Below are 24,238 nucleotides of genomic sequence, written 5' to 3' on the forward strand. Positions count from 1 at the left end.
AGGAGGACTCCGATGCACGATGACGCCCGAACCACCGCACCCCGCGATACCGATATCGCCGTGGTCGGGATGGCGGTCAGGTTCCCGGAGGCCGCTGATCTGCGTGCTTTCCGCGCGAATCTCGCGGCGGGCCGGGATTCGGTGCGGCCGATGCCGCAGGCGCGGATCGCGGCGACCGGGATCGACCCGTCGGTCAACTATCTGCCCATGGGCCATCTCGACGATATCGAGCAGTTCGATCATCGGTTCTTTCAACTGTCGCGGCGTGAGGCCTCGGTGATCGATCCGCAGCAGCGGATCGCCTTGGTGCTCGCGCATCAGGCGATCGAGGATGCGGGGTACGCGACCGGCACTCTCGCGGACTGCGATACCGCGGTGATCCTGAGCGCGACCCAGTCGAGTTATCACGCGGCGGCAGTCGATCCGGGTCCGTTGAGCATGCTCGGCAATGCGGGTTTCGCGGGTGCGGCGCGGATCGCGCATCTGCTCGGCCTCACCGGGCCCTGCTACAGCGTGGACAGCGGATGTAACAGCGCGCTGGTCGCGGTGCATCGCGCCTGCCGCGAATTGTCCTCCGGTGACGCCGAATACGCGCTGGCGGGCGGGGTGTCGGTGCGGGTGCACGGCACACCGGACTGGGGTGGCGGGCATTTCACCGAGATCGTGTCGCCGACGGGCCGGGTGCGGGCGTTCGACGCCGATGCCGACGGCACGGTGGGCGGTGAGGGCGGCGCGGTGCTGCTGCTCACCACCGTGGCCCGCGCCAGGGCCGACCGGGCACCGGTCTACGCGGTGATCCGTGGCAGCGCCACCCGGCACAACGGGCATGCCGCCGCCACCATCTCCACCCCGAGCGCCACCGCGCAGGCGCAGGTCATCGCGAAGGCGTGGGCCGATGCCGGGCTGAATCCCGCCACCGCCGGATATCTGGAGACGCACGGTTCGGGCACCCGCCTCGGCGACGCCGTCGAATTGGAGGGCATCACCAGAGCTTTCGCCACCACCGCACCGCTGCCGATCGGCTCGGTGAAGACGAATATCGGCCACCTCGATCACGCCTCCGGCATCGCCGGGCTGGTCAAGACAGTTCTGAGCGTCGCGGACGCGCAACTGTATCCGTCCCTGCATTTCACCCACGCGACCGGCGGCATGGATCTCACCGCCGCCGGTATCGAGGTACTGACCACGCACCGAGCGTGGACCGGGCACACAGAACGCGTCGCCGGTGTCAGCGCATTCAGCCTGGGCGGCAGCATCGCCCACTGCGTCGTCGCACAGGCACCGGCCGCGCTGGAGGTGTCGCCGGAACATCCAGGCGCACGGGAAGATCGAACCGGCACCGATCGAACTGCCCGGCTCGCCGCGCGGGAGGCTGGGTCCGACGCCGGGCAACCCGCCCGACTCGGCGCGCACGAGCACCTGACCGGCCGCACACCCCAACCCGATGTGCGGGAACACTCCACTCACTCCGGGCGCACCCCCCGGCTGGTGGGTGTGTCCGCGCGCAGCCCGCTGGCATTGCGGAGGCTGTGCGCGGAACTGGCCGAAGCGCTCGATGATCCGGCGGCACCGGTGCTCGACGACCTCGCCCGCACACTGACGGTCGGGCGCACGCACTACGACCATCGCATCGCCCTGATCGCCGACAGCACACCGGAACTCGCGCGGGCGCTGGTGTCGGCGGCGGTGCCCGAATCCTCGGTCGGGCCGCAGCCGAAGGTGGTGCTGCTGCTCTCCCCCGACGCCGTTCCCGACGCGGGCGAATCCGCACCACTCCCGCCGCAGCTGCCCGCCACGGGCCGTACCGCCGACGTATTGGCGGGGCAGCTCGCGGTTCATGACCGATTGCGGAGCGGTGGAGTCGAGGTCGCCGCGATGCTCAGCGCGGGGTCCTCGCGTTTCCTGTCCCGCTATCTCCTCGGCTCACCCGACCCGGTGACCACCGACGATCTGGCCGTCGCGCCGACGGTGGATGCCGAACGCCTCGTGCAGGCCGCGCGGACCCTGCTGGCCGAGGGGCCGGTCGTGTTCATCGAACCGAGTGCGGGCGGCAAGCTCGGCGCACTGCTGGCCGAGTCGGTGCCGGAAGCCGATATCTGCACCGGCGGACTGCTCGACCTGCTCGGCGGACTCTACCGGCGCGGCGTCGACCTCGACTGGCAGGCGATCGCACCGGATGATGCCCGGCGGGTCCGGCTGCCCGGCCATCCACTGTTGGAAACCCGCTGCTGGGTGGACCTCCCGTCCTACGCACCCGCCCCACAGCCCGCCGCTCCCACCTCCACGGGACCTGACCCCGCAGACCCGGTGCAGTGGTTGCGCGCGACCCTGCGCGACCTGCTGCACAGCGATGACGATATCGATGCCGACGCCGACTATTTCGAGATCGGCGGCAATTCGATCATCGCGGTCCAGCTCGTGGACCGGGTCGAGGAGAACTACGGGTTCCGGCCGAAACTGCTCGATGTCTATGAACATCCGACGCTCGCCGAATTCGCGCAGCTGCTGTCGGGCCCGCGCGAACACGCGACCGAACCCGCGATACGGGAACCGGTGCCCGCGCTGGTGGCGCATGACGAGCCGGTCATGTCGTCGGGGCAGGAACGCATGTGGTTCCACCACCAGCTCGACCCCATGACCACGCTGTACAACTATCCGGTGGTGCAGCTGCTGCGCGGACCGATCGATATCGACGCCCTGCACGGCACGTTCGAGGATCTGGCCGACCGGCACGAAACCCTGCGCTACAACTTCGCCGAACAGGACGGCGCGCCGGTGCTGCGGATCCGGCCACGGCTCGGCGAGTTCTTCCGGCGGGTGGATCTGAGCGGTGAACCCGACGCCATGGCCGTCGCGCGTGAGCTGGTGCTCGACCATGCCAAGGCGCGGTTCGACCTCGGCGCGGACCCGCTGGTGCGGGTGCTGGTGCTGACGTTGGGGCCGGACCTGCATGTGTTGCAGCTGACCTGCCATCACGCCGTCACCGATGGTGCGACACCGCTGATCCTGAGCCGTCAGCTGCCGGAACTGTATGCCGCGCGGCGCGAGGGCCGTCCGCATCGGCTGGCGCCGCTGCCGATCCGCTACCGCGATTACGCGGCCTGGCATCGCAAGCTCATGGCCGGATCGGCTCTGGATCATGAATTGGCCTATTGGACCGAGCGGCTCGCCGACGCTCCGGTACTGAATCTGCCCACCGATTTCCCGCGTCCGGCGCGCAAGACCTTCGTGGGCGATCTGTATCCGTTCGTGCTGCCCGGCGATCTGGCGGCGCGGCTGCGGGCGCTCGGTCAACGGCATTCGGTATCGCTGTTCGTGGTGTTGCTGACAGGCCTGTATCTGACGCTGGCCCGGCACAGCGGACAACGCGACATCGTGATCGGCACCCCCACCACCGGGCGTGGCCGCCGCGAATTCGAGGATCTGATCGGCTATTTCAACAGCACCGTAGCCCTGCGCACCGATTTCGCGGGCGATCGGGAGCTGCCGCAGCTGCTGGAGCGGGTCCGTTCCGTTGTGCTCGGGGCGTTGGAGCATCAGGAGATCCCGTTCGATCGGGTCGTCAACGCCCTGGTCGATCAGCGTGACCTGTCGCGTACACCGCTGTTCGATGTGCTCTACATCCATCAGGTGACACCGCGCGTCGACCGCGTCGACGGTGCCGCGACCGAACTGTTCGATATCGAGCATTCGGCCGGTAACGAGTTCGGCGGATTGCCGACGGGCACCGCGAAATTCGATCTGACGCTGGTGACCTACGAGTTCACCGACGGCGTCGACCAGGACATGGGTGCGTGCCTGGAGTTCAGTACGGAACTGTTCACCCGGCAGACGGTGGCGCGGGTCGCGCAGGATCTGCTCGGCATCCTCGCGACCATGGCCGATGGGATCGACGGATCGCCGTCGGTGGACGAACTGGTGGCCGGGCCGCAGACGGCGGCGACGCTGGTGCCGACGGATCGGCCGCGTACCGCCGACCGCTCCTACACCCTCGATATCGTCTCCGAACCGGTCGCCGGCAGATTCGCGGACCGGATCGGCGATGAATCCGCGGCGACCGGTATCGACGCCGAGGTGCTCGCCGCATGGACGGTGCTGCTGGCCTGGTACACGGGCGAGGATGTGCTCCACCTCGGCCTCGGATCGGCGGACGTCCCGATGCCCGCCTCCATCGAGTTGACCGAGGACACCACGTGGACCGATCTGGTCGACCGGACCCGCCATATCCGCACTGCCGCAAACCCGTCGGATGACCGGGCGAACTCCACCGATACATCGGCGACCCGCACGTCATCGGGCACCAGCGCACGCAGTCCCGAATCGAGCGCCGCGGTTGCGGTGCGCTATCTCGGATCGGTGACCGGCGATCAACCGCCGGAGGATGACCGGCGTCTCGACCACGCCACCGCGGGCACGCCGGGCACTCGGACGAGCGGCCAGCAAGCTGCGATCCCGGCCACCACCGAACTAGCGGTGTCGTGGACCGCGACCGGCCAAGGCGCCCTCACCGTGCACCTGCATTACGCCACCGAACTGTTCGACCCCGATTCGGCCCGCACCATGCTCGGCGAGCTGCGACGACTGCTCATCGCGCTCCCCGAACAGCCGTCGGAGCCCGTGCACGACACCGCCGCCGCGGCGATCGAGGAATTGGAGATGATCCGATGAGCAGCGAACGGCAGGTCGGTGTGGTCGGCGCGGGCACCATGGGCACCGGAATCGCGCAGTGCCTGGCCCAGGCCGGTGTGCCCGTGGTGCTGGTGGACACCGATCCCGAGGCCATCGCGCGCGCTCGTCGGGGGCTGCGGTCGGCGCTGCGGTTGAGCGTGCTGCTCGGTCGCGGTTCCGGTGCGGCGAACCTCGACGAGATCGTCGGCCGCATCCGATGGTCCGAGCAGCTGGACGCACTGAGCGAATGCACCTTCGTGATCGAATCGGTCACCGAGCGCATCGAACTCAAGGCCGAGATCTTCGCCGAGCTCGACCGCGTGTGCCCCGCCGACACCGTGTTCGCCTCCGGCACCTCGGCCATTCCGATCACGAACCTGGCCGCCGACACCACCCGACCGGATCGGATGCTCGGCCTGCACTTCATGAATCCGGCGCCGCTGACCGAGGTGGTTGAGGTCGTCAGCACCACCGAGACCTCCCCGGACAGCCTGCACCGGGCGCTGAGCCTGCTCGACACACTCGGCAAGAAGGGCATCGTGGTCGGCGACGGGCCGGGATTCGTCATCAACCGGGTGCTGATGCTGTGCATCGCCGAGGCGGGCGCCGTACTGGACACCGGTACCGATCCCGAGACGGTGGATGCCCTGTTCGAGGGATGCCTCGGCCATCGTATGGGCCCGCTGCGCACCGCCGACCTCATCGGCCTGGACAACGTCCTCGACACCTTGATCGTCCTGCGCACCACTACCGGCGATGATCGCTACCGCATCCCGTCGGCGCTCACCGAGCTGGTCGGCGCGGGGCATCACGGGCGCAAGACCGGAAAGGGATTCCATGAATACCCGTGAAGCCGTGCTGGATTCGATGATCCAGGACGCGGTGATCCTGCCCGACTCCGGCGGCCTCGGCAGGCTGGCGCGGCGCAGCGGTGGCGGTGCGGCGGCGGTGGTGCTCGCCGCGCTGGCGGTGCACGCGCATCGGCGCGCGGGGGCGCGCACCGTCACGGTCGGGTTGCGGACGGGGATGGCGGTCCTGCCGGTCGAGGTGAACGTGTCGTCGTACTCGGATTTCGAGACCCTCACCAAGCGGGTGGGCGCTCGGCTGCGGCGGGCACGCCGGACACCGGCTGCCGCGCCGCAAGAACAGCCGACGCTGGTCGCGGCGGCGCAGGACAGCGGTTGGCGGGTCGAGCTGCCCGAATCCGAGCAGCCGGGTTTGGTTCGGTTGTTCACCGAGCTGACCGCGCGGCCGTCGCAACCGGTCGGCCGCGCCGACCTCATCGGACCGGACGAGTACGAGGAGCTGATCCACCGCTACAACGCCACCGCACACGATATCGATGCGGCGGCGACGATCACCAGCGGATTCGAGGCCGTGGTTGCCCGCACACCGGAGGCGACCGCGTTGGTCTGCGGCGAAGAATCGCTCACCTATGCCGAACTCGACGCCCGCGCCGATCGCCTCGCCCGCGTCCTGATCGACCACGGGGTGCGCCGGGAGAGCGTGGTCGGGCTGGCCATGGCGCGTTCGGTCGAGGCGATCGTCGCCGTCTACGCGGTATTGAAGGCGGGCGGTGCGTACCTGCCGCTGGACCCGGGCCATCCGGCCGAGCGGACCGCCAGGATGCTGACGGTGGCGCGGCCGCGCTGCGTACTGACCACCCGCAGGGACGGGTTCACGCATCAGGACACACTCGTGCTGCACGTCGAGGAGCTGGCCGCCGACGATTCGCGGTCGACCGATTCGCTGCCCTCGTCCGCGGAGTACGACGGCCCGCCACGCCCGGACAACCTCGCCTACCTGCTGTTCACCTCCGGGTCGACCGGCACCCCCAAAGGGGTCGGCGTCACGCACGCGGCGCTGGTCAACCATCTGGCCTGGATGACCGAGCATCACGGCCTCGACCACACCGACGCGGTGCTCCAGAAGACGCCGACCACCTTCGACGTGTCGATCTGGGAACTGCTGTGGCCCTTGCAGATCGGCGCGCGCCTCGTCATCGCGCCGACCGAGGCGAACACCGACCCGGAGCTGGTGGCGCGCTTGATCGCCGAGCAGGGCGTGACGACGGTCCAGTTCGTGCCCGCACTGCTGAGCAGCCATCTCAATGCCGCCACGCTGCCGCCGGGACTGCGACGGGTACTGATGATCGGTGAGACGCTCACCCCGCAGCTGGCGCACCGCTTCGCCGCCGCCTGCCCCGCGCGGTTGCACAATCTCTACGGGCCCACCGAGGCGACCGGGGCCGTCACCGGCCATCGGGTGCCCGCCGGTCTGCCTTCACGGATTCCGATCGGCACGCCGGGCTGGAACACCCGCGTCTATGTGCTCGACGCGGGTCTGCGGCCGGTGCCGCGCGGTGTCGCGGGCGAACTGTATCTGGCCGGACCGCAGCTGGCGCGCGGATATCACGGCGATCCGGCGCGGACAGCGGCACAGTTCGTGACCGATCCGTTCGAGCGGGGCGCTCGGATGTACCGCACCGGCGATATCGTGCGGTGGGATCCGGCAGCGGAGGTGCTCGACTACATCGGCCGCGCCGATTTCCAGATCAAACGTCACGGTGTGCGTATCGAACCCGGTGAGATCGAAGCCGTCCTCGCCGATTGCGCGGCGGTGGCGCAGGCCGTCGTCGTCCAGCGCGGTGACGGCAGGCTCGCCGCCTACGTCGTCGCGGTGACGGGGCGTGCATGCACTGAATCGGTGCTGCGGGAACAGCTTTCCCATCGGCTGCCCGCCGCCATGCTGCCCGACGATATCGTGGTGCTCGCGGCCCTGCCGACCACCTCGGCGGGCAAAGTGGACCGGGCGGCATTGCCAGCACCAGCCGCACCGGCGACCCCGTACCGTGCGCCGTCGGGAGCGATCGAGGAGACCATCGCCGCGGTCTACGCCGAGGTGCTCGGCCGGGACCGGATCGGTGCCGAGGAATCGTTCTTCGCGCTCGGCGGTGACAGCGTCATGTCGATTCTGCTGGTGTCGCGGGCCAAATCGCGCGGGGTGTGGTTCACCGCGCAGCAGGTGTTCGAACAGCGCACCGTGGCCGGGCTGGCCCGCATCGCGACGACCGGCGCCGAAACTCCGGCCGCGCCGGCGGAACTGCCTGGCGGTGGCGTCGGCGAGCTTCCGGTGACTCCGGCCATCGGATTCGGGCTGTGGCTCGCCGAATCCGGGGCAGGCGGATTCGATCGTTTCGCGCAGCCGATGGTGCTGACACTGCCCGTCGGCGTCGACCGCACCGGTCTGTCCGCGGTGCTCGCCGCCGTGCTCGAACGGCACGATATGTTGCGGGCGCGGCTGTATCGAGATGCCAGCGGGCAATGGCGGCTGTTCGCCGACCCCGCGAGCGTCGTCGACCTCGATGCGCTGCTCGAGCGGATCGAGTTCCCCGCGACCGCCGATGACCGTGCGCTGGCCGACCTCACCGCGGCCGCTGTCGACACCGCGTTCGACGGTCTGGCACCGGCCGAGGGGCGTGTGGTGCGCTGCGTCTGGCTCGAACCGGATCGACCCGACCGTGCCGGGCGTCTCGTGCTGGCTATCCATCACATCGCCGTGGACGGGGTGTCCTGGCGCATCCTGATCCCGGATTTCCTCACCGCCTGGGCGCAGTACACCGACGGCCGTCGACCGGCGCTGCCCGCGGCGGGAACCTCGATGCGGCGATGGACACACACCCTGCATGAACAGGCCCACCACGCCTCGCGTATCGCCGAACTGCCGCGCTGGCGCGAGATACTCGATGGTCCCGATCCGCTGCTGGGCGATCGTCGGCTCGATCCGATGGTGGATATCGCCGCGAGGGTGCGGCGGGTGCGGATCGAATCGGACCGCGAGACCACCGCGGCGGTGCTGTCGATGCTGCCCGAGCGCTACCACACCAGCGCCAATGTGGTGCTGCTGACAGCTCTCGCGCTGGCCGTGACGCGGTGGCGCGCCCAGCTCGGGCGGCCGTCGGCGTCCACGCTGGTCCGGCTGGAATCGCATGGCCGGGAGGCGGATCTGGCGCCCGGCGCGGACCTCTCGCATACCGTCGGCTGGTTCACCGCGATCTTCCCGTGCCGGTTCGATCTGTCCGACATCGATGTCGATGCCGCCTTCACCGGTGGCGCCCCGCTCGACGCGGCTCTGAAAACCGTGAAGGAACAGCTGGTTTCGGTGCCGGGTTCGGGGATCGGCTATGGATTGCTCCGCTATATGAACAGTGAGACCGCACGCTCGCTGCCCGCCGAACCGGGACAGATCGCCTTCACCTATCTGGGCGCGGTGAGCGCTGCCCACGACACCGCATGGCTGCCCGCGACCGATCCCACCGCGACACCGCATCCCGGTGATCCGCACCTGCCCGCTGCGGCGGCCGTATCGATCGACGCGCTGGTGGTCGACGGACAGCTCAGCACCGGGTTCTCCGCCCCGGACACCCTGCTCGACGCACCGGCGGTGGGTGCGCTGACCGAGCTGTGGGCCGAGGCGCTGACAGCGCTCGCCGCGCACAGCCGCGACCGCGCGGCCGGTGGACGAACGCCTTCGGACTTTCCGCTGGTCACGCCGTCGCAGCGGGATATCGACCGGTGGGAGGCGACATACCCCGGCCTGGTCGATATCTGGTCGCTCACCCCGATCCAGGAGAAGTTCGCCAGATACGCACTCGCCCACGCCGACGATATCGACGTCCACACCACCCACTTGCGGTTGGCGGGGACGGGCACGCTGGACGCCGCCCGACTGCGCGCCGCCGCCCGCGCGGTCGTCGACCGGCATCCGGGGTTGCGGGCCGCGTTCGAGACCGACAGCTCCGGCGGGCTGTGTCAGCTGGTGACCGTGCCGGTCGCCATCGACTGGCGCGAACTGGACCGGCGCGACGACGAGTCCGGGCTCGACGCCCTGCTGCACGATGAGCTGATCCGGCCGTTCGACCTCACTGCCGCACCGCTGATCCGATTCCTGCTGATCCGGGTGGTCGAGGGCTGGCGGTTCGTGGTGACCAGCCATCGCCTGCTCATCGACGGCTGGTCGGTGCCGGTACTGATCGGTGACCTGTGGTCCGCTTACACCGGTGAAGCGGTGCGACCCGTCGCCGGTTCGTATCGGACGTTCCTGGAGTGGCGGGCGAGGCAGGATCGGGACGCGGCCGCGACGGCCTGGCGTGATGCGCTCGCCGGGGTGGGCCCGGCCGCGCTGCTCGCCGCGCCCGGCGCGGTACCCGCCGATCCGGCGACGCCGCCCGTCGAACATCGGCTCCGGCTGTCGGAGCAGGACACTCGTGGGCTGTCCCGGTTGGCGACCGATGCCGGAGTCACCGTCAATACCGTCCTGCAATGTGCGTGGGCGCTGGTGCTCGGGCGGTTGACGGGGCGGCGCGATGTGGTGTTCGGGACGGTGGTGTCGGGGCGGCCCGCGGAGGTGCCCGGCGTCGAGGCGATGGTCGGCTCGTTCATCAATACGGTGCCGGTGCGGGTCCGGTGGGAGGACCGTGCGGCGGTGCGCGCGCTGCTCACCGGACATCAGGACGCGCAGGCCGCGCTGGTCGACCACCAGTACCTCGGCCTGGCCGAGATCGAGGAATCGACGGGTGTCGCGGTGCGTGAGCTGTTCGACACGCTGCTGGTCTTCGAGTCCTATCCGGCGGATTACGAGAACCTGCTGGCAGCAGCCGAATTCGACGGTATGGCGATCACCGGATTCGAATCCGAGGAGATCACCCTGTTCCCGCTGACCGTCACCGCATGGCCGGGCACGCGACTGCATCTGCGCATCGATCGGCACCGGGACCTGGTGGGCGACAGCCTGATCCAGCAGGTCATCACCGAATTGCACGACGTGCTCGGCATGCTCGCACGCGGCGAAACCTTCGAACGGTAGGGGCATCGTGGTGGATTCCGCACGCCGTTGGCCGCTCACCGTGGCCCAGCAGGAGATCTGGGCGGGGAGCGTGCTCGACGAGACCGGGCGCCGATTTCTGGTCGGTGGATACGTCCACCTGCATGGGCACGTCGACGGCGGGGTATTCGAGCGGGCGCTACGCAGTGCGGTCGCCGGGAGTGAGACCTTGCGCGCCGGACTCGATCTCTCGGGTTCCCGGCCGTGCCAGGTGGTGCACGACTGCACCGACTGGACCCTGCATCGCCGGGACTTCGCCGATGCCGCCGACCCGATGGGCGCCGTCCGCGCGTTCATCGTCACCGAATTCGAACGTCCCTATGACCTGACCAACCCGCCGCTGTTCGACCACTATCTGCTCGACCTCGGCGCGGCGGGTCAGGTGTGGTTGCTGCGGGCGCATCATCTGATCTTCGACGGCGGGGCCTCGCTCGCGCTGATCCGTCGAGTGGCCCGCACCTACGGCGAACTGCTCGACGGCGCTCCCACACCCACCGGCATATTCGACACCATGTCCGCGCTGGTCGACGGCGACCTGCGCTACCGGGCCTCCCGCCGGTTCACCGACGATCGCGCCTTCTGGGCCGACCGGCTGGCCGGAGCAGGCGACGCGCCGACCTTCGCTCAGGCGCCGATCCCACCGCATCGGCCCGCACCGATCCGGCACAGCGGTGCGCTGAGCGCCGAACGTCGGCGCTCCTTCCGCGACGGCGCCGACCGCTACGGCGTCGGCTGGCCCGCCCTGCTCGCCGCGACCACCGCCGCCCTGCTGCACGCCGACACCGGCGCGCGGTCGGTCGTGCTCGGGCTCACCGTCCCGGCGAAACGTTCCTGGCATGCCCTCGGCATGACCTCCAACATCGTGCCGCTGCGCATCCCCATCGACCCGGCCGCCCCGCTGGCCGAACTCGCCACGACGGTGCAGGCCGAGTTCCGCACAGTCCTGCGACACCAGCACTACCGGCGATTCGACATGCTCGCCGACGGCTTGGTGGCGGGCGGTGAACGTCGGATGGCGGGCCCGACCCTCAACATCATGCCGATGCCACCCGACATCACCTTCGGCACCATCCCCGCCACCCTGCACGAGGTAGCGCCCGGCCACACCGACGGTTTCAGCATCGGCGTCTACGACAACGGCACCCCCACCCTGCGCATCGACTTCGACACCGGCTCCGACCGCTGGACCCGCCACGAACTCGCCGCCCACCACACCCGATACCTCGCGACCCTCCACGCCCTGTCCACCGCACCACCCGACCTACCGCTGGCCCGACTCCGATACGACACGGTGCCGGGCGAGCCGAGAGCGGGCCACGCAACAGCACCGGCGAGCACAGTGTCCGGCGGCACCCTTGCCGACTGGTTCGAACGGCGAGCGCGGGTATCGGGCGATGCCGTTGCCGTGGTGCACGGCGGCCGGAGGCTCACCTATGCCGAGTTGGATCGGCGGGCCGGGGTTCTGGCTCGCGGGATCAGCGAATGCGGCGTGGGTGCGGGTGATTTCGTCGCCGTCGCGGTGTCACGGTCGGTGGAGCTGATCGTCGCGATCGTCGCGGTGGTGAAATCCGGTGCGGCCTATGTTCCGCTGGAACCGGAGCAGCCCGCCGAACGCACACGGATGATCCTCACCGATGCGAAACCCGCGCTGCTGATCACTACACCGGATTTCGCGGACGTTCCCGATCGGCTGCCGGTGCTGCGGATCGAGACCGATGGCGGTATCGATGCGTCCGACGCCGATCACCACGAAAACGACCACCGCACAAGCAAACCAGCTCCCAGCCGGAGTGCGTCGCTACCCGCGCGCCACCACGGTCCCGACGGGCCGCGCGACGCCGGTACTCGGCCCCCTTGTCCGCCGAGACATCCGCGACCCGGCGACCCGGCCTACGTCATCTACACCTCCGGCTCCACCGGTCGCCCGAAAGGTGTTGTCGTCACGCACGCCAACGTGGTTCGGCTGTTCCAGGCGACGCAGCGGTGGTTCGGGTTCGGTGCGCAGGATGTGTGGACGCTGTTTCATTCGATCGCATTCGACTTCTCGGTGTGGGAGATGTGGGGTGCGCTGCTGTACGGCGGGCGGCTGGTGGTGGTCGATGCCGATACCGCGCGGGCTCCGGGTGATTTCCTCGAGGTGTTGATCCGTGAGCGGGTGACGGTGCTGAATCAGACGCCGTCGGCGTTCGGGCTGCTCACAGCTGCGGCAGCCGCGCGCACCGACGCCGAACTCGCCGTGCGGGTGCTGATCTTCAGCGGTGAAGCGCTGCCGCCGTCGCTGCTCGGCGAATGGCCCGCGCGGTATCCGCGGCAGCGGCTGGTCAATATGTACGGCGCCACCGAGACCACAGTGCTGACGACAGGGCATGTCCTCGACGCCACGCCGTCCGGTGACGCCCTCGGCGGGACCATCGGCGAACCGATCGCCGATCTGCGCTGCTACGTGCTCGACGCGGCGCTGCGGCCAGCGGCCGACGGAATACCGGGTGAACTCTACGTTTCCGGCCCCGGCGTCGCGGCCGGCTATCTGCGTCGCCCCGATCTCACGTCGGTGCGGTTCGTGGCCGACCCGTTCGGTCCGCCCGGTGCGGTGATGTATCGCAGCGGCGATCTGGCCCGACGCACCGCGGCAGGTCTGGAATATCTGGGGCGCGCGGATCGGCAGGTCAAGATCCGCGGCTACCGGATCGAACCGGGTGAGGTCGAGGCGGCGCTGGTCCGGCAGCCGGGGGTGTCGGCGGCAGCGGTCGTGCCGGAGGAACTCGCTGGTATCGGCCTGCGGCTGATCGGCTACGTCGTCACCGACGACACCGATACCGCACCGATCCGGGCGGGTCTGACGGAACTGTTACCGCCGCAGGCGATCCCCGCCCTACTGATCCCGATACCCGCGCTTCCACTGACCGGCAACGGCAAAGTAGACCGGCGCGCCCTGCGGGCGACCCGCGCCAGACGTGAGGCCGGATCCGGGGTCGAACCACCACGCACCGAACGCGAGGAGGTACTGCTCGAAACCTTCGTCACGGCATTGGGGCACAGCGGGTTCGGCGTCACCGACGAGTTCTTCACCCTCGGCGGCGACAGCATCCTCGCCATCCGGGTGGCCGATCTGGCCCGCGCACGGGGCCTGGCGATCAGCACGAAGGACATCTTCACCCACCGGACCGTGCGCACGCTGGCCGCCATCGCCACCTCCGCTCCGGTATCGGTGCCCGAGCCGCCTCCGGCGCCGATCGAGGTCACCGACGAGGTGCGCGACCGGCTGGTGCGGCGATTCGGACCGATCAGCGATCTGCTGCCCGTCACACCGCTGCAAACCGGTCTGCTGTTCCACTCCCGGCTCGACGATTCATCCGGCGACGACCCGTATGTCGTACAACTGCAACTCACCCTGCGCGGCGATCTGCACCCGGACAAGCTCCGAGACGCGGCGCGCACGCTCGTCCACCGTCATCCACAGCTGGCCGGTGCGTTCGCCATCGACGAACAACCCCTGTTCGTGGTACCGCGAACGCGGGAACCACGCTGGTACAGCGCTGATCTCGCCGACGCCGCCGACCGCGACCGGGAAATCGCCTCGATCGCCGAGCGGGACCGGCATGGCATCGACCCGAGCGAACCGCCGCTGCTGGCGTTCTCCGTCGCCCGCATGGACCGGCAGCAGTGGCGGCTGATCCTCACCGTGCATCACACCCTGCTCGACGGATGGTCACTCGGCCTGCTGCTGCGCGAGCTCTTCCACACCTACCGCGACGCGAAACTACCTGCACCGCAACCCTATCGACGTTTCCTCGACCAACTGGCCGCCCGGCCGATCGGACCGGCACTCGCGGCTTGGCGGCGGGTGCTCGACGGCGCCGAACCCTGCCTCGTCGGCCGTGCGTCGCCGCATCACGCCGAACCCGTCACCCATACGGTCCGCATCCCGGACGAGGTCACCGCCGCGCTCACCGCGCGCGCCGCCGCCAGCGGATTGACGCCGAACTCCGTCGTCCAGGCGATCTGGGCGCTGCAACTCGCCCGGCTCACCGCACGCACCGATATCGTCTTCGGCATCGCGGTATCCGGCCGCTCCGACGGTGTCGACACCAGCGAGACGATCGGCATGCTGCTCAACACCGTCCCGGTCCGCATCCGGCTGCGCCCGGCCGAGACCGCCTACGACCTGGCCGGACGGATCCAAGCCCAGCGCACCGAACTCCTCGACCACGACCACCTCGGGCTCACCGATATCCTCGGCACCCGCGGCGCGGGCGCCCTGTTCGACGCCGCCGTCGCCTTCGAGAACCATCCGATCGATATCGCACCGCTACTGGGCACCGACCTCACCGTCACCGCCGTCGACAGCCGCGACCGCACGCACTATCCGCTGGCGTTGACCGTCTACCCGGTCGGCGGACTGGTCCTGCGGGTCACCGTGCGGCCCGAACAGCTCATCGCCGAGACGACGGCCGAACAGATCGCGGCCGGTATCCTCGCCACCTGCGCCGCCGTCGCGCAGGAGCCGGACCGGCTCGTCGCGCGTATCCCAGCCGTCTCACGCGAACTGACCACGCGCACACACACTTTCGGACGCGGCCCGCAAGTCCCGACCGACGACCGCTCACTCGGCGCGGTATTCGCGGCGGTGACGGCGGCTCACCCCGACCGTCCTGCGCTGTGGTGGGCGGGCACCGAGATCACCTACCGCGCGCTGTCCACCCGCGCGAACCGGCTGGCCACGCACCTGGCCGAGTACCACGGCGTGCGAGCGGGCACCGCTGTCGGTCTGCGACTGCCGCGTTCACCGGAGCTGGTGCTTGCCGTTGTCGCGCTCGCCGAACTCGGCGCGATCTGTGTGCCACTGCATCCGCAGGACCCGCCGCGACGGGTGGCCGAGATCGTCGAACGCACCGACGTGACCATGCTGCTCGACGATCTCGGCGAACTACGCGCGATGGAACGCGACGCCGCCGCACACTCCCCCGACCGGCCCGGCCGTCCGGTGCCCGCCGACGCCACCGCGTGGTTGATGTTCACCTCAGGCTCCACCGGCACACCGAAGGGCGCCCGCATCACCCACCGCGCCATCGTCGCGCGCTGCCTGGACGCCACCGCCCGCGGCCCGGAACATCAACGGATACTGCTGCATTCGCCCTACACCTGGGACTCGGTGGTGACCGAGCTGTGGCGGCCGCTGCTCACCGGGCACTGTATCGCGGTGGCCGCGCCCGGCCCGCTTACCGCGCCCGATTTCCGGGCGGTGCTCGCGGCGAGCGAGGTGACGTCACTGTTCCTGTCGGCCGGACTGCTCACCGCGCTGGCCGATCAACTGGCCGACTGTTTCACCGGTTTGCGCACGCTCGCGGCGGCCGGTGATGTGCTGGCCCCGGCCGCGGTCCGCGCCGCCCGGGCCGTGCACGCGGAGCTGCCGGTGGTCAATCTCTACGGCCCTGTCGAGGCCACCACCTTCGCCACCGCCCACGCCGTCGCGCCGGGGCCGGTCGATGACGAACCGCTGCCGATCGGCAGGCCGGTCGACAATACCGAGGTCTGGGTGCTCGACACGATGCTGCGGCCGGTAGCGCCGGGCGTGACCGGCGAGATCTACCTCGCGGGCGCCGGTCTCGCCGACGGCTATCACGAGCTGCGCGAGACCACGGCCGTGCGGTTCGTCGCGAATCCATTCGGATCCGTGGGTTCGCGGATGTATCGCACCGGCGATCATGGCAGCTGGGACGCCGACGGCGTGTTGCGTTTCGCCGGTCGCGGCGACCGGCAGGTGAAGGTCAACGGCATCCGGGTGGAGCCGGGCGAGATCGAGGCGGCATTGCACCGGGTGCCCGGTGTGACCGCGGCCGTGGTCACCGCGCGACGCGCGGGCACCGGAACCACGCTGATCGGATACGTGGTGTCGGATATCGCGGTCGATCCGGTGGCGGTGCGAGCGCGGCTGGCCGCGCTGCTGCCGGGCTATCTGGTGCCCGCGGCGGTGATCCGGTTGCCGTCGCTGCCGCTCACCGTCAACGGCAAGGTGGACCGGGCCGCACTACCGGCGCCGGCGGCGACCACCGCGCATACCGCGCGCACACCACGTCAGCAGCTGCTGGCCGGGCATTTCGCCGCCATGCTCGGGCTACCCGAGATCGGCATCGAGGACGATTTCTTCGGTGTCGGCGGCAATTCGCTGGCCGCGATCCGGCTGGTCGGCGTGTTGAGCCGCGAACTCGGCGTCACGGTGACGCTGCGTGATCTCTTCGAGGCGCCCACCGTCGCGGCGCTCGATCATCGCCTCGACGGACGTGCGCGCACCGGCCACACCCGGCAACCGATCGGGGTCGGGCCCCGCCCCGCCGCCATCCCGCTCAGCCCGGCCCAGCAACGGTTCTGGACCATCAACTATCTGGCCGAAGGCCGCGCCGACTACCTCATGTCGGCCGCCCTCGACCTGCGCGGCGACCTCGATACCGCCGCGGTGCGCGCCGCGATCGACGAGGTGGTGCGGCGGCACGAGATACTGCGCACCGTCCTACCCTACCGCCCGTCCGGCCCGATCCAGCAGGTCCGGGAATTCCGTTCCGACGCCGTCGATTTCCGAATCCTCGACCTCACCGACGACACCGCCCTCGACCGCGAACTCGCGCTCGAGTCCGGTACCGGGTTCCAGTTGATGAGCCAGCCGCCCTGGCGGGCCAGGCTGTATCGGCTCGGCGCCGAACGGTCCGTGCTGCTCGTGGTCCTGCATCACAGCGCGGGCGATGCCGAATCCCTGGTCACCCTGTTCCGCGATATCGAGTTCGCCTATCGCGCACGAGCGATGGGCCGCGCACCGGACTGGCCCGGTCCCGCGGTGCAGTACGCCGATTACACGCTGTGGTTGCGCGAGCGGGTCGGCGCCGAAACCGATCCGGGCAGTCTGATGAGCACCCAGGGCCGGTACTGGCGTGAGCGCCTCGCCGGACTGCCGACGCGCCCACCGCTTCCGGCGGATCGGCCGCGCATCGCCGGACAGCGCAGCCGTGCGGCGGTGACGTCGAGCCAGCTGAGCGCGCGACAGCATGCGCGACTGGCCGATACCGCCCGCGCCTGCGGCGCGAGCACCTATATGGCACTGCACGCCGCACTCGTCTGTGCGCTCACCGATCTCGGCGCCGGTGCCGATCTGGTCATCGGCACGGCCCTAGGCGGACGCGACAGCACCGAACTGGACACCCTGTGCGGCTGCGTCGTCGATACCGTCCTGCTGCGCACCGACACCGCCGCCGCCCCCACCTACCGCGACCTGATCCGCCAGGTCCGCGACCGGGTCCTGGAAGCCGCCGACAACAAGGACTACCCCGTCGACCGCCTCATGGCCGAACTCAACCCCGCCGCCACACCGGATCATCATCCGATCCCGCAGATCGCCACCACCTATATCCGGGAACCCCTACCCGCCAATGCATTCGACGGCATCGACGTGGCCCTCCGTCCGGTGATCCCGCACCACACCGAGTTCGAGCTGCTGCTGAGCCTGCGCGAAACACTCACCGACGACGGCACCCCCGCCGGTATCCGCTTCGACCTCGTCTACGCCGCCGACCTGTGGGGACCGACCACGATGACCACCCTCACCGACCGCATCCACACCGCCGTCACCACCCTCACCACCAACCCCGACCACCCACTCTCCACCCCACAACCCACCCACACCTGAGCGCCGAGTGGCACCTCGGTGAGGGGGCTACTCGCGTTTTGCCGCAGCCAGGTGCCGCTCGTCGAGGTCAGGCGCGGAGGGCGGCGGCGAGGGCGGGGTTGACGGCCATGGCGAGGGCGAGCAGGGATTCGACGAGGAGGTCGATCAGGTCGTCGCGGGTGATGGTTTCATTGCGCAACCAGGACAGGGTGGATTCCTCGGTGAAGGCGATCCAGCCGCGGACGGCCAGCACCAGGCGGGGGTGATCGCGTTCCTCGGGCGGCATGGGGACCTGGGTGAGGATGATGTCGACGATCGCGTTGCGGGTCTGTTCGACCAGGGCGACGAGGTCGGGGCTGGAGCTCGCCGGGCCACGCAGCAGCGCCAGATACGAGGTGCGGTTCTCGCTGACGTAGTCGATGTAGCGGCTCACCGAATCGCGCAGCATCTCGAACAGGCCGAGGTCCGGGTCGGGTGCGACGCGCATCAGCAGTTCGGCGTTCGCGTGGCGCACCACTTCGAGCTGGAAGTCCTGTTTGGTGGGGAAGTAGTGGAACAGCAGACCGCGCGAGATACCGGCCTGAGCAGCGATTTCGCTGACGGAGATGTCCTCGATGGAGCGTTCGCCCAGCATCTTGACGCCGAGATCGATCAGTTGTGTGCGTCGCTGGTCCGGGCTCAGCCGGACACGCTTGGCGGTTTCTCCCGGACTCGTGCTCACGATGACCATCCTACTGAACGTGGGTCAATACTGTTGACTGCGACTCAATAAGGCTCTAGTCTGAGTACATGAGTCGCAAGGTTACAGACAAAGCTGTCGCTAACCAGCCCACCCGCCATCTGCGGACGATCATCATCGGCAGCGGATTCGCCGGGCTCGGCCTGGCCATCCGGCTGAGCCAGCAGGGCCGGGACGACTTCCTCGTCCTGGAACGCGGCAGTGATGTCGGCGGCACCTGGCGCGACAACACCTACCCGGGCGCCGCCTGCGATGTGCCCTCACATCTGTACTCGTACTCCTTCGCGCTCAACCCGGACTGGTCGCGCTCGTTCTCGCGGCAGGGCGAGATCCAGAGCTATATCCAGGGCGTCGCCAAGAAGTACAACGTCGGCGACAAGCACATCTTCGATTGCGATGTCACCGGCGCCCGCTGGAACAACGACACCGCCCAGTGGGAGATCACCTCCTCCAAGGGCAACTTCACCGCCGATACCGTCGTCTCCGCGGTGGGCGCCCTGTGTGAGCCGAACCTGCCCGATATCAAGGGCATCAACAGCTTCGAGGGCGAGATCTTCCACTCCGCCCGCTGGAACCACGACGCCGATCTGGCCGGTAAGCGGGTGGCCGTCATCGGCACCGGCGCCTCCGCGATCCAGATCGTGCCCGCCATCGCACCGCAGGTCGGCCACCTCGATGTCTACCAGCGCACCGCGCCGTGGCTGCTGCCGAGGATCGACCGCCCGTATCTGAAGGCCGAACGGCTCGCGTTCAAGTACATCCCCGGCGTGCAGCGGTTGTCGCGCGCCGCCATCTACGCCGCGCGCGAGACCCAGGTCGTCGGCCTCGCCAAGTTCCCGGCGCTCATGCAGGGCTTCGAGCTGCTGGCCAAGGCCAAGCTGCGCTACGAGATCCGCGATCCCGAACTGCGCGCCAAGGTCACCCCGAACTTCCGCATCGGCTGCAAGCGCATGCTGATCTCCAACGAGTACTACCCGGCGCTGGACCGCGACAATGTCGATGTGGTCACCGACGGTATCGCCGAGGTGCGCGCGAACTCGATCGTCACCGAGGACGGCACCGAACGCGAGATCGACGCGCTGATCGTGGCGACCGGATTCCACGTGACCGATTCACCGACCTACGAGACCATCACCGGTAAGGACGGCCGGACCCTCACCGAGGTCTTCGACGATATCGGCCAGCAGGGCTACAAGGGTTCCTCGATCGCGAACTTCCCGAATATGTTCTTCCTGCTCGGCCCGAACGTCGGGCTCGGCCACACCTCGATGGTGTACATGATCGAATCGCAGATCAACTACATCGCCGACGCGCTGGCCACCATCGACAAGCGGGATCTGCGCACCGTGGAGGTGCGCCGCGAGGTGCAGGACAGCTACAACGCCGAACTCCAGCAGAAGCTGGCCAAGAGCGTCTGGCTCACCGGCGGCTGCGCCAGCTGGTACCTGGACAAGCACGGCAACAACACCACGCTGTGGCCCGATTTCACCTTCGAATTCCGTAGGCTGACCAAACAATTCGATGTCGACGCCTATGACACGACGATCAATGACAACTCTCGCCCCGATCTGAAAGTGGTGGCTGCCCAGTGAGCAAGGACGCTTACTTCCGTAACAAAGTATGTGTGGTAACTGGTGCCGGTTCGGGCATCGGTCGTGCGCTGGCCATCGATCTGGCGCGCCGCGGCGCCAAGCTGGCGCTGTCGGATATCGATACCGACGGCCTCGCCGAGACCACCCGGCTCGTCGAGCAGCTGGGCGCGCAGGTGAAATCGGATCGGCTCAATGTGGCCGAGCGCGAAGCGGTGCTGCTCTACGCCGACGCGGTCAAGGAACACTTCGGCGTGGTGCACCAGGTGTACAACAACGCCGGTATCGCCCACCACGGCGATGTGGTCAAGACCGAGTTCAAAGATTTCGACCGGGTCATGGACGTCGATTTCTGGGGCGTCGTCAACGGCACGAAGGCGTTCCTGCCGTATCTGATCGAGTCCGGTGACGGTCATGTGGTGAACGTGTCCAGCCTCTTCGGCCTCATCGCGGTCCCCGGTCAGAGTGCCTACAACGCGGCCAAGTTCGCGGTGCGCGGCTTCACCGAGGCGCTGCGGCAGGAGATGATCGTCGCCAAGGCGCCGGTGCAGGTGACCTGTGTGCATCCGGGCGGCATCAAGACCGCCGTGGCGCGCAACGCCACCTACGCCGACGGCATCGACGGCAAGAACGCCAGCACGATGTTCGACAAATACCTGGCCATCCACTCCCCCGAAATGGCCGCCAAGACCATCACCGAGGGTGTGCGCCGCAAGCACGGCCGGGTGCTGATCGGCTGGGAGGCCAAGTTCCTGGATCTGTTCGTGCGCGTCACCGCCTCGGGCTACCAGCGCATCTCGGCCACCGTCGAGCGCCGCTTCCTCCCCTGATCGGCACCGTTGATGCGTGATATCGCCCTGCCACTGCCGGTGGCACGCACGATCCTGAGCCCGGTCTTCCGGCTCACGCTCAATGATCGGCTGCCCTGGCGGCTGCAACGAGTGCTGCTGGACGTGGGCTCGCGATTGCAGCCCGCCCCGGCGGGCACCGAGGTGCGCCGGGTCCGGCTCGCCGGACGTCCCGCGGATCTGTTCACCGCGGGTACCTCCACCGAGGGCGCCGTGCTCTATCTGCACGGCGGCGGCTACGCGGTCGGTTCGCCGACCAGCCACCGGGCCCTGACCGCGCGGTTGGCCCACGAAACCGGTTGCGCGGTCTACTCGCTGGACTACCGGCTGGCGCCGGAGCACCCGTTCCCGGCCGGACTCGACGACGCCGAAGCCGCGTTCCTCGACCTGGTCGACACCCACGGCTACGCACCCGGTCAGATCGCGATCTCCGGCGATTCGGCCGGTGGCGGCCTTTCCCTGGCCACCGCACAGCGGCTGATCGCGCGCCACGGCCACACCCCGGCCGCGCTCGGTCTGATCGCACCATGGACCGATCCGAACCAGATCCCCGATCGGGACCGCGATCTGGTGATCAGCAAGCCGTGGTCGCGCTCATGCGCGGGCGCCTATCTCGGCGACGGTGACGGCACCGATCCCGGCTACGCGCCGTTGCTCGGCGAACTGCGCGGACTGCCGCCGACCTACGTGCAGGTCGATGTCAGCGAGCTGCTGCACGGGCAGTGCACCGAGCTGACGGCCGCGCTCCGCAAGGCCGGGGTCGAGGTCACCTTCACCGAGAGTCGCGGTCTCTGGCACGTCGCGCAGTTGCAGGCGGGACTCGTCGGACCCGCCGCCGCGGTGCTGAGCGAGATGGCCGGATTTTTGTCCGAAGCCATACGCCCAGCGCATATTCGCGACTTAGGATGAGTCAGCTCAGGTCCGTATCCGCTCGTCGTTGAGCGGATACGGACCTTTTTGTGGTGGTCGACGTCACGGCCCCCACACAGGTGCCGTAAATTACCGATCAGTAAACCCACGTGGAAGGGCCATGATGCGAGAGTTCGAAGCCCCGGCTTCCTACACCATCCCCGAAGACGCCAATAATTCCGACAACGTCTTCCGCCATGCCGAACAGTCGCCGAACGCGGTGCTGTTCAATGTGCCCAACGGCAGCGGCGGCCTGCGGGATGTGACCGCGGCGGAATTCGCGACGACCGTGACCGGCGTGGCCAAGGGCATCATCGCCTCCGGCATCGAACTCGGCGACCGGGTCGCCATCATGGCGCCGACCCGCTACGAGTGGGCCGTGCTCGACTTCGCGATCTGGGCCGCCGGTGCGTGCACCGTCGCGATCTACGACAGCTCGGCCGCCGAACAGGCCAAGTGGATCCTCCAGGACTCCGCGACCAAGCTGCTCGTGGTCGACAGCGATAAGCACCGCGCCACCATCGAGGAGATCGAGGCGGGCTCGCTGCCCGAGCTGGCCGAGACTCTCCAGTTCGACAAGGGCGCGGTCGAGGAGCTGATCTCGCGCGGCGCCGACCTCGACGATCAACTCGTGCACGAGCGCCGCGCCCAGGTCGGCGCCGCCTCGCCCGCCACCCTGATCTACACCTCGGGCACCACCGGGCGCCCCAAGGGCGTCATGCTCACCCACGCCAACCTCTGGGCGGAATCCAAGTCCGACCGGATCGCGCTGGGCAAGTACGTGGCCGAGGGCAAGAAGACCCTGATGTTCCTGCCGCTGGCGCACGTCTTCGCCCGCGCCGTGGCACTGGCCGCCTTCGACGCCAAGGTGATCGTCGCGCACACCTCCGACTGGACCACCCTGGTCGACCAGTTCGGCGCCTTCAAACCGCATTTCATCCTCTCGGTGCCGCGGGTGTTCGAGAAGGTGTTCAACAGCGCCAAGCAGAAGGCGCACGACGGCGGTAAGGGCAAGATCTTCGATGCCGCCGCCGAGACCGCCATCGCCTACAGCGAGGGTCTGGACAACGGCGGCCCCGACCTGGTCACCAAGATCAAGCACTTCGTCTTCGACAAGCTGGTCTACAGCAAGCTGCGCGTCGCGCTGGGCGGGCAGTGCGAGGCCGCGGTCTCCGGCGGCGGCCCCCTCGGCGCTCGCCTCGGCCACTTCTTCCGCGGCGTCGGCGTCACCATCTACGAGGGCTACGGTCTCACCGAGACCACCGCGGCCATCACGGTGAACACCCCCGAGCACATCCGCGTGGGCTCGGTCGGCCGCCCGATCGAGGGCCATGCCGCCAAGATCGCCGAGGACGGTGAGCTGCTGCTCAAGGGTTCGGTCGTCTTCGACGGCTACTGGGGCAATGCCGAGGCCACCGAGGAAGCCTTCGAGGACGGCTGGTTCAAGACCGGCGATCTGGGCGCCATCGACGCCGACGGCTTCGTCACCATCACCGGCCGTAAGAAGGAGATCATCGTCACCGCCGGCGGTAAGAACGTCTCCCCCGCGCTGCTCGAGGATTCGCTGCGGGCGCATCCGCTGATCAGCCAGGTGATGGTGGTCGGTGACGGTCAGCCGTTCGTCGGCGCGCTGATCACCCTCGATCCCGAGGCGCTGCCGGGCTGGAAGGAGCGCAACGGCGTCTCCGCCGACACCTCGATGGAGACACTGGTCGAGAACCCGGCACTGGTCGCCGAGATCGACGCCGCCGTCGCCGACACCAACAAGAAGGTCTCCAAGGCCGAGCAGATCAAGAAGATCCGCATCCTGACCGTCGACTGGACCCAGGAGACCGGCGAACTCACCCCGAAGATGTCGCTCAAGCGCGCCGTCGTGATGAAGCAGTACTCCTCCGAGGTCGAGAAGATCTACAGCTGATCGCTGCGACGATCGCACCGTAATTCACAG

The 24,238-nt window shown here is 68.8% G+C and carries 9 protein-coding genes; 8 read left to right on the forward strand and 1 reads right to left on the reverse strand.

Annotated features, from left to right (window positions below; genetic code table 11):
* The first annotated feature begins 12 nt into the window (after positions 1-12).
* Genes QH168_RS04805 through QH168_RS04820 form a run of 4 tightly spaced genes read left to right on the forward strand, consistent with a single transcriptional unit; the run spans position 13 to position 18,226 of the window.
* Positions 13-4,668 (forward strand): condensation domain-containing protein, encoded by a 4,656-nt coding sequence (locus tag QH168_RS04805; protein WP_280233189.1) that lies wholly within the window; start codon positions 13-15, stop codon positions 4,666-4,668.
* Complete coding sequence (locus tag QH168_RS04810) at positions 4,665-5,519, forward strand: 3-hydroxyacyl-CoA dehydrogenase family protein (RefSeq protein WP_280233190.1); 855 nt, start codon at positions 4,665-4,667, stop codon at positions 5,517-5,519. Before QH168_RS04805 ends, QH168_RS04810 begins: the two co-directional genes overlap by 4 nt.
* Positions 5,506-10,533 carry a non-ribosomal peptide synthetase gene (locus QH168_RS04815; RefSeq protein WP_280233191.1) on the forward strand — a complete coding sequence of 1,676 codons (5,028 nt, stop codon included), beginning with the start codon at positions 5,506-5,508 and terminating at the stop codon, positions 10,531-10,533. The genes QH168_RS04810 and QH168_RS04815 overlap by 14 nt, the downstream gene beginning before the upstream one ends.
* A 10-nt stretch (positions 10,534-10,543) precedes the next feature.
* Complete coding sequence (locus tag QH168_RS04820; protein ID WP_280233192.1) at positions 10,544-18,226, forward strand: non-ribosomal peptide synthetase; 7,683 nt, start codon at positions 10,544-10,546, stop codon at positions 18,224-18,226.
* A gap of 67 nt (positions 18,227-18,293) precedes the next feature.
* On the opposite strand, the gene QH168_RS04825 is transcribed toward QH168_RS04820, so the two are convergent.
* Positions 18,294-18,935, reverse strand: a complete 642-nt coding sequence (locus QH168_RS04825; RefSeq protein WP_280233193.1) for a TetR/AcrR family transcriptional regulator — start codon at positions 18,933-18,935, stop codon at positions 18,294-18,296.
* Positions 18,936-18,994: 59 nt separating this feature from the next.
* On the opposite strand from QH168_RS04825, the gene QH168_RS04830 reads away from it, so the two are divergent.
* From QH168_RS04830 to QH168_RS04845, 4 genes are all read left to right on the forward strand, one after another.
* Complete coding sequence (locus QH168_RS04830; RefSeq protein WP_280233194.1) at positions 18,995-20,536, forward strand: flavin-containing monooxygenase; 1,542 nt, start codon at positions 18,995-18,997, stop codon at positions 20,534-20,536.
* On the forward strand, positions 20,533-21,363 hold the full coding sequence (locus QH168_RS04835) for an SDR family NAD(P)-dependent oxidoreductase (protein ID WP_280233195.1): 831 nt from the start codon (positions 20,533-20,535) through the stop codon (positions 21,361-21,363). The genes QH168_RS04830 and QH168_RS04835 overlap by 4 nt, the downstream gene beginning before the upstream one ends.
* 12 nt (positions 21,364-21,375) lie before the next feature.
* A complete protein-coding gene (locus QH168_RS04840; protein ID WP_280233197.1) occupies positions 21,376-22,290 on the forward strand; it encodes an alpha/beta hydrolase in 915 nt (304 codons plus the stop codon).
* Between the two features lie 124 nt (positions 22,291-22,414).
* On the forward strand, positions 22,415-24,208 hold the full coding sequence (locus QH168_RS04845) for an AMP-dependent synthetase/ligase (RefSeq protein WP_280233304.1): 1,794 nt from the start codon (positions 22,415-22,417) through the stop codon (positions 24,206-24,208).
* Positions 24,209-24,238 lie beyond the last annotated feature (30 nt).

The organism is Nocardia cyriacigeorgica (assembly GCF_029868385.1).
Taxonomy (GTDB): domain Bacteria; phylum Actinomycetota; class Actinomycetes; order Mycobacteriales; family Mycobacteriaceae; genus Nocardia; species Nocardia cyriacigeorgica_F.

Coding starts and splice junctions, on each gene's coding strand:
- QH168_RS04805 (WP_280233189.1), top strand. CDS start 13: ATGCACGATGACGCCCGAACCACCGCACCCCGCGATACCGATATCGCC.
- QH168_RS04810 (WP_280233190.1), top strand. CDS start 4,665: ATGAGCAGCGAACGGCAGGTCGGTGTGGTCGGCGCGGGCACCATGGGC.
- QH168_RS04815 (WP_280233191.1), top strand. CDS start 5,506: ATGAATACCCGTGAAGCCGTGCTGGATTCGATGATCCAGGACGCGGTG.
- QH168_RS04825 (WP_280233193.1), bottom strand. CDS start 18,935: ATGGTCATCGTGAGCACGAGTCCGGGAGAAACCGCCAAGCGTGTCCGG.
- QH168_RS04830 (WP_280233194.1), top strand. CDS start 18,995: ATGAGTCGCAAGGTTACAGACAAAGCTGTCGCTAACCAGCCCACCCGC.
- QH168_RS04840 (WP_280233197.1), top strand. CDS start 21,376: ATGCGTGATATCGCCCTGCCACTGCCGGTGGCACGCACGATCCTGAGC.
- QH168_RS04845 (WP_280233304.1), top strand. CDS start 22,415: ATGCGAGAGTTCGAAGCCCCGGCTTCCTACACCATCCCCGAAGACGCC.